Annotated in this window: 14 protein-coding genes; 11 read left to right on the top strand and 3 right to left on the bottom strand. The window is 62.3% G+C overall.

Annotated elements, in window-relative coordinates; translation table 11 throughout:
- Nucleotides 1–168 precede the first annotated feature (168 nt).
- From NEZ08_RS05440 to NEZ08_RS05480, 9 genes are all read left to right on the top strand, one after another.
- Nucleotides 169–2,238: a HAMP domain-containing sensor histidine kinase gene (locus tag NEZ08_RS05440; RefSeq protein ID WP_298104710.1), complete on the top strand. Its 2,070-nt coding sequence runs from the start codon at nt 169–171 to the stop codon at nt 2,236–2,238.
- The gene (locus NEZ08_RS05445) at nt 2,208–3,947 is read left to right on the top strand and encodes a DUF3369 domain-containing protein (protein ID WP_298104624.1); all 1,740 of its coding nucleotides are present in this window, start codon (nt 2,208–2,210) and stop codon (nt 3,945–3,947) included. The genes NEZ08_RS05440 and NEZ08_RS05445 overlap by 31 nt, the downstream gene beginning before the upstream one ends.
- A 3-nt stretch (nt 3,948–3,950) precedes the next feature.
- The gene (locus NEZ08_RS05450) at nt 3,951–4,685 is read left to right on the top strand and encodes a response regulator (RefSeq protein ID WP_298104627.1); all 735 of its coding nucleotides are present in this window, start codon (nt 3,951–3,953) and stop codon (nt 4,683–4,685) included.
- Nucleotides 4,686–5,016: 331 nt separating this feature from the next.
- Nucleotides 5,017–5,553, top strand: a complete 537-nt coding sequence (locus tag NEZ08_RS05455) for a thioesterase domain-containing protein (RefSeq protein ID WP_298104630.1) — start codon at nt 5,017–5,019, stop codon at nt 5,551–5,553.
- A 234-nt stretch (nt 5,554–5,787) separates the two neighbouring features.
- The gene (locus tag NEZ08_RS05460) at nt 5,788–6,399 is read left to right on the top strand and encodes a sigma-70 family RNA polymerase sigma factor (protein WP_298104633.1); all 612 of its coding nucleotides are present in this window, start codon (nt 5,788–5,790) and stop codon (nt 6,397–6,399) included.
- A 320-nt stretch (nt 6,400–6,719) separates the two neighbouring features.
- Nucleotides 6,720–7,313: a L,D-transpeptidase gene (locus NEZ08_RS05465; protein WP_298104636.1), complete on the top strand. Its 594-nt coding sequence runs from the start codon at nt 6,720–6,722 to the stop codon at nt 7,311–7,313.
- A 57-nt stretch (nt 7,314–7,370) separates the two neighbouring features.
- A complete protein-coding gene (locus tag NEZ08_RS05470) occupies nt 7,371–8,411 on the top strand; it encodes an amino acid ABC transporter substrate-binding protein (protein WP_298104639.1) in 1,041 nt (346 codons plus the stop codon).
- Nucleotides 8,412–8,559: 148 nt separating this feature from the next.
- Entirely contained in the window at nt 8,560–9,105 is a 546-nt protein-coding gene (locus tag NEZ08_RS05475) for a carboxymuconolactone decarboxylase family protein (RefSeq protein WP_298104642.1), read from the top strand.
- 142 nt (nt 9,106–9,247) lie between these two features.
- Nucleotides 9,248–9,742, top strand: a complete 495-nt coding sequence (locus NEZ08_RS05480; RefSeq protein ID WP_298104644.1) for a VOC family protein — start codon at nt 9,248–9,250, stop codon at nt 9,740–9,742.
- A gap of 43 nt (nt 9,743–9,785) precedes the next feature.
- Here the strand turns inward: NEZ08_RS05480 and NEZ08_RS05485 are convergent, their stop codons facing one another.
- Nucleotides 9,786–11,000, bottom strand: coding sequence for an MFS transporter (locus NEZ08_RS05485; RefSeq protein WP_298104647.1), 1,215 nt, complete (start codon nt 10,998–11,000; stop codon nt 9,786–9,788).
- Nucleotides 11,001–11,114: 114 nt separating this feature from the next.
- A complete protein-coding gene (locus tag NEZ08_RS05490; RefSeq protein ID WP_298104650.1) occupies nt 11,115–11,828 on the bottom strand; it encodes a DUF938 domain-containing protein in 714 nt (237 codons plus the stop codon).
- A 390-nt stretch (nt 11,829–12,218) separates the two neighbouring features.
- Between NEZ08_RS05490 and NEZ08_RS05495 the strand changes: the two genes are divergently transcribed.
- Nucleotides 12,219–13,259 carry an MBL fold metallo-hydrolase gene (locus tag NEZ08_RS05495; protein ID WP_298104653.1) on the top strand — a complete coding sequence of 347 codons (1,041 nt, stop codon included), beginning with the start codon at nt 12,219–12,221 and terminating at the stop codon, nt 13,257–13,259.
- A 161-nt stretch (nt 13,260–13,420) separates the two neighbouring features.
- Nucleotides 13,421–14,650 (top strand): MFS transporter, encoded by a 1,230-nt coding sequence (locus tag NEZ08_RS05500; protein ID WP_298104656.1) that lies wholly within the window; start codon nt 13,421–13,423, stop codon nt 14,648–14,650.
- Nucleotides 14,651–14,666: 16 nt separating this feature from the next.
- On the opposite strand, the gene NEZ08_RS05505 is transcribed toward NEZ08_RS05500, so the two are convergent.
- Complete coding sequence (locus NEZ08_RS05505) at nt 14,667–15,935, bottom strand: MFS transporter (RefSeq protein ID WP_298104659.1); 1,269 nt, start codon at nt 15,933–15,935, stop codon at nt 14,667–14,669.
- Nucleotides 15,936–16,137 lie beyond the last annotated feature (202 nt).

Here is a 16,137-nt window from a genome sequence, read left to right on the forward strand (position 1 = left end):
AGGCGCCCACCGGAAATCCATTGAACCTTTTGGTCGCGCCGCAGACATCATTACTAACGGCGGTCAGGCTGGCCGCGCCGGCCGGCTGGTCTTGCGCCGCCGACGGGCGGATCGAACGAATACGCAAGGTCGACTGAATTGAACGGGATCGCCGACCAGCACGAAACCATGCCATCGCCGGCGAGCTTGGCGGTGCGGGGGCATTCGCGGCTGCTCGCCCTGATCCGCGCGGTGCCGATCCGCTGGCGTATCCTGTCGATCGCCGCGCTGAATTCTGCGGTCGTCGCCGTGCTGGTCGCACTGATCTGGAACGGCGCGCAGGTGCTGGGCGCGGCGTGGCACGACGTGCGGCAGGTGCGGGAATCCGACAAAGTGCTGATAACGCTCGAAACCGAAACCGGTCACCTGCAAAGTCTGATCCACCGCTACATCACCCAACCCAGTCCCGATACGATCGGAGAGATCTCGCGTTGGCACGACCTCGTTCTCGGAACGCTGAAGACGCGGGCCGCAACGGACCCGATGCTGTCCGGCTCGGCGAACCGGCTACAACGTGTCACCGAGCGCTTTCTTGGCGGTTTCAGCAGATTGCGCACGGTCCAGGCGAAGATCACAAAAACCTACGAGGACGAAGTCCTCACGCCCGCCCGCGACATGGCCAGGCTTTATTCGATCATCGAGGGTGCCACCAGTCACCGCGATGCGCCGATCTGGCCGCAGTTCGCTCAATCCCGAGAGGCCTTCACGGCGATGCTGGTCGCCGCCAATACCTATTACCTCTCGCTGGCGACGGCATCGGCGGAAGAGGCGAGCCGCAATACCGAAACCATCCAGCGGACCATCCCCGTCATGATCGACCTGGCGGATAACGACCTGCAAAGGATGGCCTTGCAGCGCCTGAATGAGCGGACCAAGGCACTCAGCGAAGGCCTCGCCAGATTGTCGGCGCAGCTGACCAGCCGTACGGAATTGCTGCGCGATGCGATCGATGCCAACCAGGCCGAGGCTTCCACGACCATCGACGAACTGTCGGACAAGATGCGTCAGCGCGAGCAAAAAGCGCAGGAGACGTTCGACCGGACGCTCGCCGAAATTTCCGGAAAAGTGCTGTCTGTCGCGGTGATCTTTCTGAGCATCATCATCACCGCGGGCGTCCTGATCGCGCTGTCGATCCGCCTGCCCTTGCAGCAGATCATGACGGCGATGCATGCTATCACTTCGGGCGATCTCCACCGCAACGTCCAAGGCACTGCTGCCCGCGACGAGGTCGGCGAAATGGCGCGTGCCGTCGACGTGTTCCGCGAAAACGCCATCGCCAAGCGAAAGGCGGAGGACGAACTGCGCGCTTCAAAAGAGAGGGCGGAAAATGCGTTGTACAAACTGAATACCGCCCAGCAAAACCTCGTCGACGCCGAACGCCTGGCGGCCCTCGGCGGCCTCGTCGCCGGCGTCGCCCACGAGGTAAACAATCCAATCGGCATCAGCCTGACGGTCGCATCAAGCCTTGCGCGCCGCACCGAGGCCTTCGAGGAGGCCTTGAGGAGCACGACCGGGCTGCGGCGCTCGCAGCTCGACGAATTCGTCAAGACCTCGCGCGACGCCGCCCAGCAACTGGTCGGCAACCTGCATCGCGCCGGCGAGCTCATTCAGTCGTTCAAGCAGGTGGCGGTGGATCGTTCGCATGCCGAGCGTCGCGCCTTCAACCTGAGGGAGGCGACCGACCAGATCATCGCGAGCCTGCGGCCCGCGCTGAAGAAGGCGTCCATTACCCTGTCGGTCGATGTGCCCGAAAACCTCGTCATCGACGGCTATCCCGGCTCATATGGCCAGATCCTGACCAACCTGTTCCTCAACGCCGTTAACCATGCCTTCGCCGGCGGGCGCTCCGGCACGATCACGGTCTCCGCCAGGCCGCGCGGCGCTGACGAGGCCGAGATCATCTTTTCCGATGACGGCGCCGGGATGACGCCCGACGTGCGGCGGCAGGCCTTCGACCCCTTCTTCACCACGCGCCGCGACGAGGGCGGTACCGGGCTCGGACTGCACATCGTCTACAATCTGGTCACCCAGCAGCTGGGCGGGCGGATAATGCTGGATTCAAGGCCGGGACAAGGCACAACATTTCGCATTATCATGCCCAAGAATGCCGCCAAGGCTGCCACGGACGGGCAGCCGACTAAAAACCAGGATCGCGACGGGACTTCCGCATGGCCGAACAGGACGATGTCCTCCAGCTGATCGAGGATGCCGGTGCCGACCCGGAAGCCCCGGGCGGGCGCAAATGGAAGATCGCGGTCATTGACGACGATCAGGCGGTGCATGAAGGCACGCGCTTTGCGCTGAGCGATTACAGCCTCAATGGACAGACGCTGGAAATCCTGTCGGCCTATTCGGCCGCCGAGGGCCGGGCGCTGATGCGGGCGCATCCCGACGTCGCCGCTGTGCTGCTCGACGTCATCATGGAGACCGATGCTGCAGGCCTCGATCTCGTCGAGTATATCCGCAACGAGCTCCACAACGAGACCGTCCGCATCATCCTGCGCACCGGCCAACCGGGACAGGCGCCGGAACGGCGCGTCATCGTCGAGTACGACATCAACGACTACAAGGCCAAGACGGAGCTGACCGCCGACAAGCTGTTTACGTCGCTGACGGCGGCGCTGCGCAGCTATCAACAGCTCGAGCGGATGGTGCAAACCCGCCGCGGGCTGGAGATCATCATCGATGCGGCGTCCACGCTCTACGATTTCAAATCGATGCAGCGCCTCGCCGAAGGCGTGCTGACCCAGATCGCGTCGCTGCTCAACGTCGACTGCGCCGGCATCCTGGTGTTGCGCGATGGCGGCGATCTCTCCGGCCATTTCTCCGTCCTGGCCGGTTCAGGCTGCTACAGCCGCTTCACCGGCTCCTCCGGCGACAGGACGCTTGACGCCGATCTGCGCGCCATGGTCGAAGCCGCTTTCAAGCGCCGCAAGCACGAATTCGTCGACCAGCGCAGCGTGCTCTATGTTCGCACCGGCTCGGGGCGCGAAGTCGTGGTATTGCTTCAGGCCGAACGACAGCTGTCGGAGACCGACCGCTCCCTGGTGGAGATTTTCGGCAGCCGACTGTCGATTGCCTTCGACAACGTGATCCTCTACCAACAGCTCCAGCAGGCCAACACACAGCTCGAGGACCGCGTGGCCCAGCGCACCCGCGCGCTGATGCAGGCCAACCGCCGCCTGTCGGCGCAATGGCTGCGCCTGCAACGCGCCAACGGCTTCAAGAACGAGATTCTCGGCACGGTTGCCCATGACCTGAAGAATCCGCTCGGCGTTATCCTCGGCCGCACTGAAATGCTGACCGAACTGATCGCCACCGGCGCTTCTCGGGACGGCATCACCTCCCAGATCGAGCATATTCGCGACGCCACCAAGCGGCTGACATCGATGGTCGATCACCTGATCTCCGATGCGATGGCGGATGCATTCGACATCACCATTCGCCGCGAAGCGGTCGATATCGCCGCGCTCGTCGGCGAGGTGGTCGACGCCAACCAGCCGCTTGCCGTCAACAAGCAGCAATCGATCGCGGTTTCGGCCGTGCCCAACCTGATCACCGCGTGCGATGCGGACCGTATCCGCGAAGCCATCGACAACCTCATCAGTAACGCCATCAAATACAGTCCGATCGGCGGCAAGATTTCCGTCATGGTCAGCAGGGAGGCGAACAAGACGGTGATTCGCGTCGCCGACCAGGGCGCCGGCCTGTCGCCGGAAGATATCGGGCGGCTGTTCGGTCGCTTCCAGCGATTGTCCGCGAAGCCGACCGCAGGCGAGAGTTCGACGGGACTCGGGCTGTCGATTGTCAAACGCATTATCGACATGCATGGCGGCGAAATCAGCGCCGACAGCGTCGGTCCCGGGCAGGGGTCGACATTCACCATCACGTTGCCGACAGAGGCGTGATCCATGAGCCAGAGTTCGCATATCATCATTGTCGATGACGAGGCGCCGGCCCGCGAAATGGTCGGTGACTATCTCAAGATGCACGGGTTCACCGTGACGTTGTGCGACGGAGGCAAGAGCCTGCGCGGGGTCATCGAAAGCAATGTGCCGGATCTGGTCGTGCTGGACCTCAACATGCCCGAAGAAGACGGACTTTCGATCATCCGGGACCTGAAAAGCCGGACTAATGTGCCGGTCATCATGCTGACCGCCACGGCAAGCCCGATTGATCGGGTGGTTGGACTCGAACTTGGCGCCGATGACTATGTGGCAAAACCTTGCGAATTGCGCGAGCTGATGGCGCGCATCCGCTCGGTGCTCCGGCGAAGCACACCGGCGCGGGCCGCGGCGGAAGCCGGCAATGCGAAGGCGGCCAAGGATCCGCTGATTCGATTCGGAACCAAGTGGCTCGATCTTCAGGCCCAGGCACTGCGCGATGACGAGGGCAACGAGCATCCGTTGACCGCTTCCGAGTTTGGCCTGCTCAAGGTTTTTGCTGCCAATCCGAAGCGCGTGCTGTCGCGCGAGCGGCTATTGGAGCTCGCCAATGCCCGCGACAGCGAAGCGTTCGACCGTGCGGTCGACCTCCGTATCATGCGGATTCGCCGCAAGATCGAGATCGATCCCACCAGGCCAGCCGTCATCAGGACGATTCGCGGCGGCGGCTACCTGTTCTCGCCCGCCGGGGAGAAGGCCTGAGCCACGCGTCTTACAAAAGCTTCCGATTCTGATGCGGCAAAGTCACAGCCCCGCCAAAGCTTCGCGCCGGCGCCGTGCATTGTGGATTTTGCAACATCGATGAAGTAGTCATTCAACGATGACCTGCGAGCGCCAAACCGGGGAAAGGCATTTTGTCGGACGACCAGTCGGATAAGGCGCCGGCTCGATCATCGCCTGGAACAGCAAACGTCAATTGCGACGGCGGTCCGGCCACTTACGGCCGGCGTGGTGCTGTAGTTTGAGGATTTCTATGCTCTGCTTTCTCCGCACATTTATCCGGTCTCACTGCGCCTGTCTGACATTCGCGCTGATGATTGCCGTGACATCGCCGGCGGCGGCCGCGGGCCACAAGAAGGTCTATCTGCTGCGCGGACTGACCAATGTCCTGTCGCCGGGTATCGACCAGTTGAACGAGGAGCTTCAGCAGCGAAACATCGACGTGACGATCGCCAATCACGCCTTTTCCGATGCGCTGGGCCGCGAAGCCATCGAGGATTGCAAGAGCGGAAAGATCTCTTCCATCGTACTGGTCGGGCACTCGCTCGGTGCCAGTGCCGCAGTGAGCATGGCCGAACAGCTCCAACAGGCCGGACTTCGTGTCGCCTTGATCGTTACGATCGATCCCGTGACGAAAATCGTCGTGCCGAACAATGTCCGACTCGAGAGGAATTACTATCTCTCGAATGGCGTTGGCGTTGCGGCGGAGCGCGGCGGGCACTTCCGCGGCACGCTGCAAAATGTCGATATGGGCAAGACCGACTATGGACACGTGTCTTTGACGACGGCGCCGGTCATCCAGAACCAGGCGATGCACGATATCCTCGCCGCCAATTCGAACTGCCGCTAACGGCCTAGCCGACAGATCGCGGGGCCGACGGAGGAACCGTCAGCCATTCCGGCCGGAAAAGTTACCTCCTGGATTTGCTCACCTTTTTCGCAATTGTTTCGCCGCACCCGCCGCGACGAAACAATTCTCCTGTCCACGAAACCATTTTCTGCTTTTCGTGCAGACGTCCCGAAACCTTCGCTGATTACCAATGGCTCAACGAAGCGCCGCACAGGACGGCACGGGGAGAGCGTCATGTCAAAAGTCGTCGCCATCAATGCCGCAGTTCAGCGGGCCCTCATCGCCGCTCAGGCGGCGCCGGACGAGATGCTGCTTGAAAGCATCGCCGCAGGCGACCGCAGCGCAATGCACACGCTCTATTCGCGCCACCATGTCCGGGTCTACCGCTTCATCTTGCGGATGGTGCGCGACCCCGCAACGACCGAGGATCTGACCAGCCAGGTCTTCCTCGACGTATGGCGGACCGCAAACCGGTTTCAGGGCCGGTCGCAGGTCTCCACCTGGCTGCTGTCCATCGCCCGCTTCAAGGCGCTCACAGCCTTGCGCCAGCGCAAGCACGAGGGCATCGACCAGGAAGAAATCTTGGAGATGGCCGACGAAGCCGAAACTCCGGAAACCTGCCTCCACCGCACCAGCACCAACGCCATCCTGCGCGCCTGCGTCGCCAAACTGTCGCCGGCGCATCGAGAGATCATCGACCTGGTCTATTACCACGAGAAATCGGTCGAGGAAGTGGGCCAGATCATCGGCATTCCTCAGAGCACGGTGAAGACCCGGATGTTCTACGCTCGCAAGCAGCTTGCTGATCTCTTGAAGGTCGCGGGCGTCGAGAGTCTCGCCGCCTAACGCCCCACTTTCCGAGGTTCGCGCCCCTCGTAGCGCCGGCCTCACGAGCTTCGGAAAGTCTTGGGCCACATCATGCATGGTGCGGCTACTGTCGCTGCGAATAACCGTTTTATTTAACGCTGAGGGCCGCCCTCACGGCCCAGGGCCGCCCTGGCTTCAAAAGAAACCTGCGAAATCCCATCCTTGAAAAGCGGCGAACCGGGATCCTGCAGGTTCGGAGCGCGCCCTGCTTGCCATCACGCTGCCCCTGAGATTTGATGGCGGGCAGGACCTGGCTGCGCCGCGCCGCTAGCGCCGCCAGTGAGGGCAGGAGATTTACTATGACACGAATGCGTCATCTGATCTGCATGGCGATGGCGGCGGCAGGCCTGATGCTTTCGGCATCGGTCAGCCTCGCGCAACAGCCGGACGAAGGCGACCAGCCCGGCCTGATCGCCGACGATACTTATCAACTCGATCCGGAGTGGCAGAAGCAGATGGTGTATTACCGCACCACCGAGCCGCCGGGCACCATCATCATCTCGACCGCCGAACGGCATCTTTATCTGGTCCAGCCGGGGGGCCGCGCGCTGCGCTACGGCATCGGCGTCGGCCGCGACGGGTTTCAGTGGCAGGGACTGTTGAACATCACCCGCAAGGCGGAGTGGCCGGACTGGGTGCCACCACCGGAAATGATCCAGCGCCAGCCGTATCTGCCGCGCTTCATGGCCGGCGGCCCGGGCAATCCGCTTGGTGCGCGGGCGATGTATCTCGGCACCACGGTGTACCGCATTCACGGCACCAACCGGCCGGACACGATTGGCACCAAGGTCTCCTCCGGCTGCTTCCGGCTGGTCAATTCCGACGTCATGGACCTTTACGACCGCGTGCCCGTCGGCACCAAGGTCGTGGTGCGGCAAAAGCCGGAGCTGTGACTTAGAAACCGAGTTTTGAAAATCCATTCCAACTTCCCGGCGGGGCGAGGGAAATCAATGAAGCGAACATTCCGAGGCGGCCTGTTGATCGGGCTCGCGGTCGCCGTTGCGGTCGCGGCCGTTGCAGTCACCTATGAAATCTACGACACACGGACCCTGAAGCGCACGGTTCGACGCGGCGAAGTGCTGTGCGGCGTCAACAAGGGGCTGCCGGGCTTCTCGATTCCAGACGACAAGGGCAACTGGACAGGCTTCGACGTCGATTTCTGCCGCGCGGTCGCCGCAGCCATCTTCGATGATCCGGCCAAGGCGAAGTTCATCCCGCTCGACGCCAATGAGCGGTTCAAGGAATTGCAAAATCGAAAAGTGGACATCCTTTCGCGCAACTCGACCTGGAGCCTGTCGCGCGAGACCGACTATGACCTCTATTTCCCAGCGGTCGCCTATTACGATGGTCAGGGTTTCATGCTGCCGCGCGCGCGCAACATCGACTCCGCGCTGGATCTCAACGGCAGCAAGGTCTGCGTGCAGGACGGCACCACCACCATCCTCAACCTCGCCGACTACTTCCGCGCCAACAACATGAAATACGAGGAAAAGAAGTTCAGCAGGCTGGACGACGTCGTCAAAGCCTACGAAGCCGGACAGTGCGATACGCTGACTGCCGATGTGTCCCAGCTTTACGCTCTACGGCTGAATTTTGCCAAGCCGGGCGATCATACCATCCTGCCCGACGTGATCTCGAAGGAACCGTTGGCGCCCGTGGTGCGGGAGCGCGACGACGACTGGATGCTGATCGTGAAATGGACCTTGTATGCGATGATCAACGCCGAGGAACTCGGCGTGACCTCCAAGAACATCGACGCGGCGCTCAAGTCCAAGAAGCCGGACGTGATGCGGCTGGTGGGCACCGAAGGCAATTACGGCGAGGAGCTTGGCCTGACCAGGGATTGGGCCGCGCGCATCATCCGCCATGTCGGCAACTACGGCGAAGTCTACGATCGCAACATCGGCGCAGAATCCCCCTTGAAGATTCCGCGCGGGCTCAACCAGCTCTGGAACGCCGGCGGCATCCAATACGCCCCGCCGATCCGGTAAGGGAAGACGCCTTCTCTCCCTCCTTCTGAGGAGCGCGATTTAGCGCGTCTCGAAGAATGGGCCATGAAACCGGGTCTCATGGTTCGAGACGCCGCGAAGACGCGGCTCCTCACCAAAGGCAGCAACCAATAACAACAAGGAAACGACCATGCGGATAAAACTGCTCTCACCCGAACAAATGAGCGCCGACCAGAAGCAGACCTATGACGAGGCGGTCGCGGGAAAACGCGGCCGGCCACCGGCGCCGATGATGGCCTGGCTGAACAGCCCGGAAATGGCCCGCCATGCCACGCGGCTCGGCGAGGTGTTGCGTTTCGACACGATATTTCCGGCGAAATTGTCCGAGATCGCGATCCTCGTCACCGCGCGGCACTGGACTTCACATTACGAGTGGTTCGCCCACAAGCGCCTCGCGCTTCAGGGCGGCATGGACCCAAAGATCGCCGACGACATTCGCGATCGACGCACCCCTGTCTTCGACGATCCCAGGGCGAAGATGATCTATGACGTCGCCAGGTCGCTGCACGAGGGCCATGGGCTAACCCAGGCGCTGTATGACGAGGCCGTCGAGGTGCTCTCCTTGCGCGGCGTCGTCGAAGTCATCGGGCTCTGTGGCTACTATACTATGGTCTCGATGACGCTGAACACATTCGAATTCGGCCTGCCCGACGGTCAGGTGTCGGAGCTTGCGTGAGCCGCAGCAACAACCTACCTGTCCACGATGCAATGCATGCGCAGCGGTTCATTGCTGATCGGGGCCCATCTCCATAATCGTTGACCGCGGATCAGCATCGCAAGAGCGCTACGCGGCATCCACGGAACGAACGGAGTGAGAAATGCCGCAAAATCCGCCGATCGTCGCCGGTACCCGGATCGGTCACGTTCACCTTAAAGTCGCCGATCTCGAGCGCGCACTGGGCTTCTATTGCGGCGTGCTCGGGTTCGAGCTGATGCAGCGCTACGGCAGCGAGGCAGCGTTCATCTCGGCGGGGGGCTATCACCACCACATCGGGCTGAACACCTGGGAAAGCAAAGGTGGCCATCCGCCTGCCTCCGGAACTACCGGGTTGTTTCACACCGCCATCCTCTATCCGACGCGCGCGGCATTGGCAGATGCCCTGCATCGCGTGATCAGCGCCGGCATTCCGCTTGACGGCGCCAGCGACCACGGCGTCAGCGAAGCGCTTTACCTGCGCGATCCCGACGAAAACGGCGTCGAGCTTTATCACGACCGGCCGCAATCCGCATGGCCACGCAACGCCGACGGTTCGCTCGCAATGTTCACGCGCCGGCTCGACGTCGAGGATCTGCTGCGGGCACGCGAAGTCTGATCGCCGTAACGGGATTATCCAGTCCGGCGGGACGTGAGCCGGCTCATGACAAGGACGCCTGTCGCTTCATGCGGGAAACCATCGCCAGCACCGCGACGCCCAGGATCACCGGCGGGAAGACCACCCAATTGACCGCGGCCCAGCCGTAGTCGGCCAGCACCTGGCCAGAGGAGAACGATCCGATCGCCATCATGCCGAACACCAGAAAGTCGTTGAAGGCCTGCACCTTGTTGCGCTCCTCCGGCCGGTGCGTCTCCAGGACCAGCGCGGACGCGCCGACAAAACCGAAATTCCAGCCCGTACCGAGCACGATCAGCGTCGCCCAGAAGTGCATCGCCGTAATGCCGGAGAGACCGACGATCGCAGCACCCGCTTCCAATAGAAGCCCCGTGGCGACCACGATCGGCGCACCGAACCGTCCGATCAACGCTCCGGTAAAGAAGCTCGGCCCATACATCGCCACGATGTGCCACTGAATGCCGAAATTGGAATCGCTTAAACTCAAGCCGCACATCTTCATGGCGAGCGGAGCCGACGTCATGACGAAATTCATGGTCGGATAAGCAATGACGCCGCAGAGCGCCGCGGCAATGAAGCGCGGCTGCCGCGCGATCTCAAGCAACGGACGTCCCCGATGCAAGTCGACCGGGGCGGGTTTCGGCATATCGACGCCAGCCAGAATCCCCATCGCCACCAGCGCCACAGCGGCCTGCACGAGGAAGCTGAAGCCGAACAGGTAAGGCGACCAGATGTCCATCGTCCATTGCACAAGCTGCGGGCCGAGCACGCCGGCGAAAACGCCGCCCGCCATCACCCACGATACGGCCTTGGGCCGAAACGCCGCGCTGGCGCCGTCCGCAGCCGCAAAACGATAGGATTGCGATACCGCCCCATAGAGCCCGCCGAGAAAGGTTGCGCAGCAGAACAGGAGGAACGAGCCGCGCAGGATCGCCAGCGCTGCGAGCAAACCGGTGCAGGTGCCGAAGGCCGTCCCGGCAATGAAGGCGGCGCGACGCCCGTAAGCGCGCGAAAGCATGCCGGTCGGCAAGGTGCCTGCCGCAAGCCCCGCGACATACATCGAGAGCGGCACGGTGGCGAGCGAGACATCGGGCGCCAGCATCGCGCCGACGATCGAGCCGGTCGCAAAGATCACCGCGGAATTTGCGCCCGTCAGCGCCTGCGCCGCAGCCAGACGCATCACGTTGGCGCGGACGCGGTTATTCTCCGCTTCAGATGCGGTTGCGGTCACATCGATCATGGGCGGCTTCTAGCCTGAAGAAACGGGACGAGAGAACGCATTCGTCCTTCGATTCGCCCGCACTATGGGAGTTCCGATCAGCGTGATCAAGCGATGCAAACGGACGCAGGGACTTCAGATCGGCGGTACGAGCGCCGAATCGCGTGCCAAGTCCTGGTTTCGACGGAACACCAGCGTGAGATTATTCGCCGGCATGTCGGCCATTTCGGCCAGCGAAAGACCGGCGCGGTTCGCCAGTGCCTCGACGGCTTCGATATCACGCACGCCCCAGTCGGGATTGCCGCGGCGCAGATTGCCATCGAACGCTTCGTTGCTGGCTGCGATATGCCGGCCTCCGCGCTTGAACGGACCGTAGAGAAAAAGCATTCCACCGTTGCCCAGAGCCCGTCCCGCGCCGGCTACGAGTCCTTCGGCCACTCGCCACGGCGCAATGTGAATGACGTTGGCGCAGAACACGGCGCACAATCGGTCGGGGCCACTCTCGCCCTCGATCACATCGCCCCAGGCTGCATCAGACACGTCGATTCGCCGCGGCGGCCGGATATTCGGCAAGCCGGCATGCCGGCGCCACGCTTCGATGCTTTTCAGGTGAGCGTCGTTGAGATCGCTCGGCCACCAGGTGATCTCAGGAAATCGGCGGGCAAACTCAACCACGTGCTGGCCGGTGCCGGAGCCGACCTCGAGCGCAGCGCCGGTTCTTCCGGCGAGATGTTGCGCCAGCACGCCGGCAATGGCCTGATGGTTGCGGTGAAAGGCCGGCGCATCGAGCCGCCCATCGGTCTCGCGGCGGCCGCCATCCTTGCCAAACTCAACAACATATTCGGCCATCTCGTCCCCTCGGATTACCCTTCGCTGCGTTGTCAGGCGCCAGCGTTTATGCTTTGAACGACTATGATGTTTTTGCCAAGCACTCGGGAACGCCAAGGCACCGGTCGCGGCCGCCTGTCCTGCGCTGAGAGCGTAACCGGCGATTGCGGAATTTCGGAACGGTAGGCGCTGCGCATCGTTTTCCGGCGTGATACCATCAGATCCGGTCGCACGAGTGTTGTGCGGCGAATTTGAAGTTCCTATCGGCTGCCGCTGCAAGGTCATCATAGGAACTTCGAATTCAATGCCGCGCTGGAAATCATAAGTTGCCAGAGCTCCTTTGATTCCGAAGTTCGCATCAGAGGTCGCCGCGATATCATGCGAACTTCGGAATCGGAGCTCTAGTTTGCCATGATCTTCCGTCAATTGTTCGACAGCGTCTCCGGCACCTACAGCTATCTCCTGGCGAGCCGTGCTGGCGGCGAGGCCATGATACTCGATCCCGTGCTGGAGCGGGTCGATCGGTATTGTCAGCTGTTGCGCGAGCTCGATCTCAAACTGGTGAAGGCCGTCGATACCCATCTGCATGCCGATCACGTGACCGGGCTGGGCGAGCTGCGCGACCGCACCTATTGCATTACCATCATGGGCGAGCAGACCAAGGCCGATGTCGTGTCGATGCGAGTGTCGGACGGCGACAAGGTGACGATCGAGGGCATCACCTTGGACGTGATGTACACGCCCGGCCATACCGACGATTCCTACAGCTTTTTGATGAGCGACCGCGTCTTCACAGGCGATACGCTATTGATTCGCGGCACCGGCCGCACCGATTTCCAGAACGGCAGCGCGCGGGCGCAATACGACTCGATCTTCAATCGCCTCTTGAAGCTGCCCGACGAAACCATGGTGTTTCCCGCCCATGACTACAAAGGCGATACCGTCTCCACCATCGGCGAAGAGAGGCGTTACAATCCGCGGCTGCAGGTGCGCTCGGTCGACGAATATGTTGAACTGATGAACAATCTGAAACTGCCCAATCCGAAGATGATGGATGTCGCGGTGCCAGCCAACATGCGGGTTGGCCTGCACCAGGAGGAGCTGACCAGGCAGGGACTGGCGTTCAGCGCGATCGATGCGATCAGGAGCCTCGGCCGACCCGATATTCTCCTGGTTGATTTGCGCGAGGCGAGCGAGCGGGCCAAGCACGGCACACTGCCCGGTGCGCTGCATGCACCCTATCCTTCGATCGACGACAACCTCAAACCCGGCGGAATGCTGCGCGAGGTCGCCACCGCGACCGGGCGGCGCATCGTGTTCTTCTGCGCCTATGGCGAGCGCTCGGCGATGGCGGTCAAGGCCGCCAAGGAAGCGGGGCTTGCCAATGCCGCCCACATTGCCGGCGGCATCGACGCCTGGAAGAAGGCCGGCGGGCCGGTGCAAACCGGCTGATCAGGTCGGTACAAGCCGGTCACATTGCAGCCCAGGGCGGCCCAAAAAGGCTGCCATGCAGGCACATTCATGGACAAGTAACGGCGATTGAGGTGGATTTGACATTCACCAGCCACCGCGGGACGGAATATGTTTCCGCGTCGAAAGCTTAGGACCCCGAGATGGCCGATGTTGTGGCCGCGCCCCGAACTGTATCCAGGCAAGACGAGAAGGACGACCAGCTCCGGACGCTTGGCCTGATCTCGGTCGCGCACTGGGTGAGCCATTTTCATATTTTCGCATTGCCGATGCTGTTTCCCTTTTTGAAGCAGCAGCTCAATGTGGGCTATGTCGAGCTCGGCCTGGCGCTGACCGTCTTTGCCGCAAGTTCCGGCATCACGCAGGCGCCGATCGGCTATCTCGCCGACCATCTCGGCGCGCGCAAGATCCTGTTGATGGGTCTTTGTCTCGGCGGCGGCGCGCTGATCGCGCTCGGGCTGCACCTCAGCTATTCCTGGCTCATTGGCTGCGCGGCGCTGCTTGGGCTGGCGAACAGCGTCTATCACCCAGCCAATTATGCGATCCTTTCAGATCATATGAACGAAGCGCGCATGGGCCGCGCGTTTTCGATTCACACTTTCGCTGGGTTCCTTGGCGGTGCGGTGGCGCCCGCCGTGATCGCGGGGCTGCTGGCGACGACCGGCGGCCACGGCGCGCTGATCGCGGCCGGCGCAGTCGGCCCGCTGGTGGCACTTCTCATCGCGCTAGTCGGCATTCCCGACGCCAGCGCCGCCAAAAAAAGCACCTGCGATGTCGATGCGCCGAAGCAGAGCGTGATCACGCCGGCGCTGGCCATGCTGACGATCTTCTTCCTGCTGCTCAGCCTGTCCAACGCAGGCATCAGCAATTTCGGTGTGGTGGCACTGATGAGCGGCTACGGAGCGACGTTATCCGGGGCCAACCTGGCGCTGACGGCCTATCTCGGCGCCAGCGCTGTCGGCGTTCTGGCCGGCGGATTGCTCGCCGACCACACCGAGCGTCATGGGCAGGTGGCAGCCGCCTGCTTTGCAGTGAATGCCGCGATCCTGCTCGTGGTCGCTGCGATCGGCTTGCCGCAGCTGCTGTTGACCGGCGCGATGGGACTGGCTGGATTCCTCTCCGGCGTGATTGCGCCCTCGCGCGACATGATGGTCCGCGATGCCGCGCCAGCGGGAGCGGCGGGGCGCGCCTTCGGTATCGTGTCCACCGGCTTCAATATCGGCGGCATCGTCAGCCCGCTGCTGTTCGGCTGGGTCATGGACCGCAACATGCCCCACTGGGTGTTCGGCGGTTCAGTCGTGTTCATGGTGCTGACCGTCCTGCTCGCGCTCGCCACCGAGCGCAGCCCCCAAAGCAAGGCGGCTGCCGCCTGACGCGGCGAATACGCCGTCAAGCGAACTTCGGTTGGCGCGCAGCACCGCGCAATCGTGCGCGTTCGCTATCGGGCCAGAGCAGCAACAGGCCGAGCAGGCCCGACACGACGAGGATGACCGCGTTGACCGTAAATCCGCTCATGTAACCCTCGGTCTGGCCCGAGGCATGCTGAATCAAGCTGCCCATTACCAACGGCGCCAGAATTCCGGCCAGCGTATAGATCGCCCCATAGATCGAAATCGCAGCGCCACGCTGCGAAACGGGTGTGAATTCGCTAATCATGGGGCCGCACACCACATAAATCGCGCCGCTAAGTCCCGAGCCCGCGACCAGAAGAGCGATCCGGAGTCCCGCGCCCTCGGCATACGGAACGAGGCCCATGACGAACCCGCCCACGATTAGTGGAACCGCTCCCAGAACCCCGCGCGCAAGCCGCGTTGAAATGCCGCGCGCCATCATCAGTTGCGAGATCCAGCCCGTCAGCAGGACGACAACGGCACCAAATATCCAGGGCAATATCGAGATCGCGCCAGCTTCATTTTGGGAAACGCCGAGTCCCTTTACGACGAATGGCGTGAACCAGGTGAGACCGAGGGAGAGCGCCCAGTAGGCGCCGAAGCTGGCGGTGCAGCAGCCGACGAAGGTGCGCGAGGTGAGAAGCCGAAGATATGGAATGCGGATATCCTCAGGTGTCGCCGAGTCGAGAACGAGCGGTCCCTCCTTCCCCAGCATCAGCCAAATCACGACCCAGACCAGCCCGGCGATGCCGAGCGCGCCGAACGCATAATGCCAGCTGTAATGGACGATGAGCCAGTTCAGCGCGGGGACCGCCAGAATGACCCCGAAGGCCGAGCCCTGCGACAACACAGCCGTCGGCAAGGTCCGCTTCTCGTTGGGAAACCACTTGTAGATCGCGTGCGCTGCGACCGCTCCGGCCGGCCCCTCGCCGGCGCCGAGAATGATGCGACAGACCAAAAGCATCGTGAAACCGGCGTCGCCGACCATCGGCAACTGAGCCAGCGCCCAGATCAGCGCCAGCGCCAGCAACACCCAGCGGGTCGCAACGCGGTTGGCGAGGAAGCCGACGGCAATTGCGGACACCGGATAGAGGAAAAAGAAGGCCGACCCGATTAATCCGAACTGCTCCGGTTCAAGCTTGAGGTCGGCCATGATCGGAACGCCGGCCAGACCGACCACGATCTTGTCGGCAAAGTTCACCAGCATGAAAAGAAACAGGAGAAACGCGACTCTCCAGGCCCCCTTGGGGGCGGGCGGGGCATTCATGATGTTCCTTCGTGGCGATCTTTTGCGGTTCGACCGGCTATGAGGTGATGCTATGCAAGGCAAAGCGGAAATAGCAACCGGCCGGAGCGGCGAAGACGCCTCTTTTCGACGGTCAACAAATGATGGCCCCCATCACGATCCCGCTAATCGTTACCACTGCAGGGCGTGAGTTGGGTTAGGTCTATGGCTATGCTGCATGGCC

The sequence above is a fragment of the Bradyrhizobium sp. genome, assembly GCF_027451485.1.
GTDB lineage: Bacteria > Pseudomonadota > Alphaproteobacteria > Rhizobiales > Xanthobacteraceae > Bradyrhizobium.

What these genes read in the sequence shown, in the direction of transcription:
- NEZ08_RS05455 (WP_298104630.1), top strand. Translation starts at nt 5,017, where the DNA reads ATGATTGCCGTGACATCGCCGGCGGCGGCCGCGGGCCACAAGAAGGTC.
- NEZ08_RS05470 (WP_298104639.1), top strand. Translation starts at nt 7,371, where the DNA reads ATGAAGCGAACATTCCGAGGCGGCCTGTTGATCGGGCTCGCGGTCGCC.
- NEZ08_RS05495 (WP_298104653.1), top strand. Translation starts at nt 12,219, where the DNA reads ATGATCTTCCGTCAATTGTTCGACAGCGTCTCCGGCACCTACAGCTAT.
- NEZ08_RS05445 (WP_298104624.1), top strand. Translation starts at nt 2,208, where the DNA reads ATGGCCGAACAGGACGATGTCCTCCAGCTGATCGAGGATGCCGGTGCC.
- NEZ08_RS05440 (WP_298104710.1), top strand. Translation starts at nt 169, where the DNA reads ATGCCATCGCCGGCGAGCTTGGCGGTGCGGGGGCATTCGCGGCTGCTC.
- NEZ08_RS05475 (WP_298104642.1), top strand. Translation starts at nt 8,560, where the DNA reads ATGCGGATAAAACTGCTCTCACCCGAACAAATGAGCGCCGACCAGAAG.
- NEZ08_RS05480 (WP_298104644.1), top strand. Translation starts at nt 9,248, where the DNA reads ATGCCGCAAAATCCGCCGATCGTCGCCGGTACCCGGATCGGTCACGTT.
- NEZ08_RS05485 (WP_298104647.1), bottom strand. Translation starts at nt 11,000, where the DNA reads ATGATCGATGTGACCGCAACCGCATCTGAAGCGGAGAATAACCGCGTC.
- NEZ08_RS05505 (WP_298104659.1), bottom strand. Translation starts at nt 15,935, where the DNA reads ATGAATGCCCCGCCCGCCCCCAAGGGGGCCTGGAGAGTCGCGTTTCTC.
- NEZ08_RS05500 (WP_298104656.1), top strand. Translation starts at nt 13,421, where the DNA reads ATGGCCGATGTTGTGGCCGCGCCCCGAACTGTATCCAGGCAAGACGAG.
- NEZ08_RS05450 (WP_298104627.1), top strand. Translation starts at nt 3,951, where the DNA reads ATGAGCCAGAGTTCGCATATCATCATTGTCGATGACGAGGCGCCGGCC.
- NEZ08_RS05490 (WP_298104650.1), bottom strand. Translation starts at nt 11,828, where the DNA reads ATGGCCGAATATGTTGTTGAGTTTGGCAAGGATGGCGGCCGCCGCGAG.
- NEZ08_RS05460 (WP_298104633.1), top strand. Translation starts at nt 5,788, where the DNA reads ATGTCAAAAGTCGTCGCCATCAATGCCGCAGTTCAGCGGGCCCTCATC.
- NEZ08_RS05465 (WP_298104636.1), top strand. Translation starts at nt 6,720, where the DNA reads ATGACACGAATGCGTCATCTGATCTGCATGGCGATGGCGGCGGCAGGC.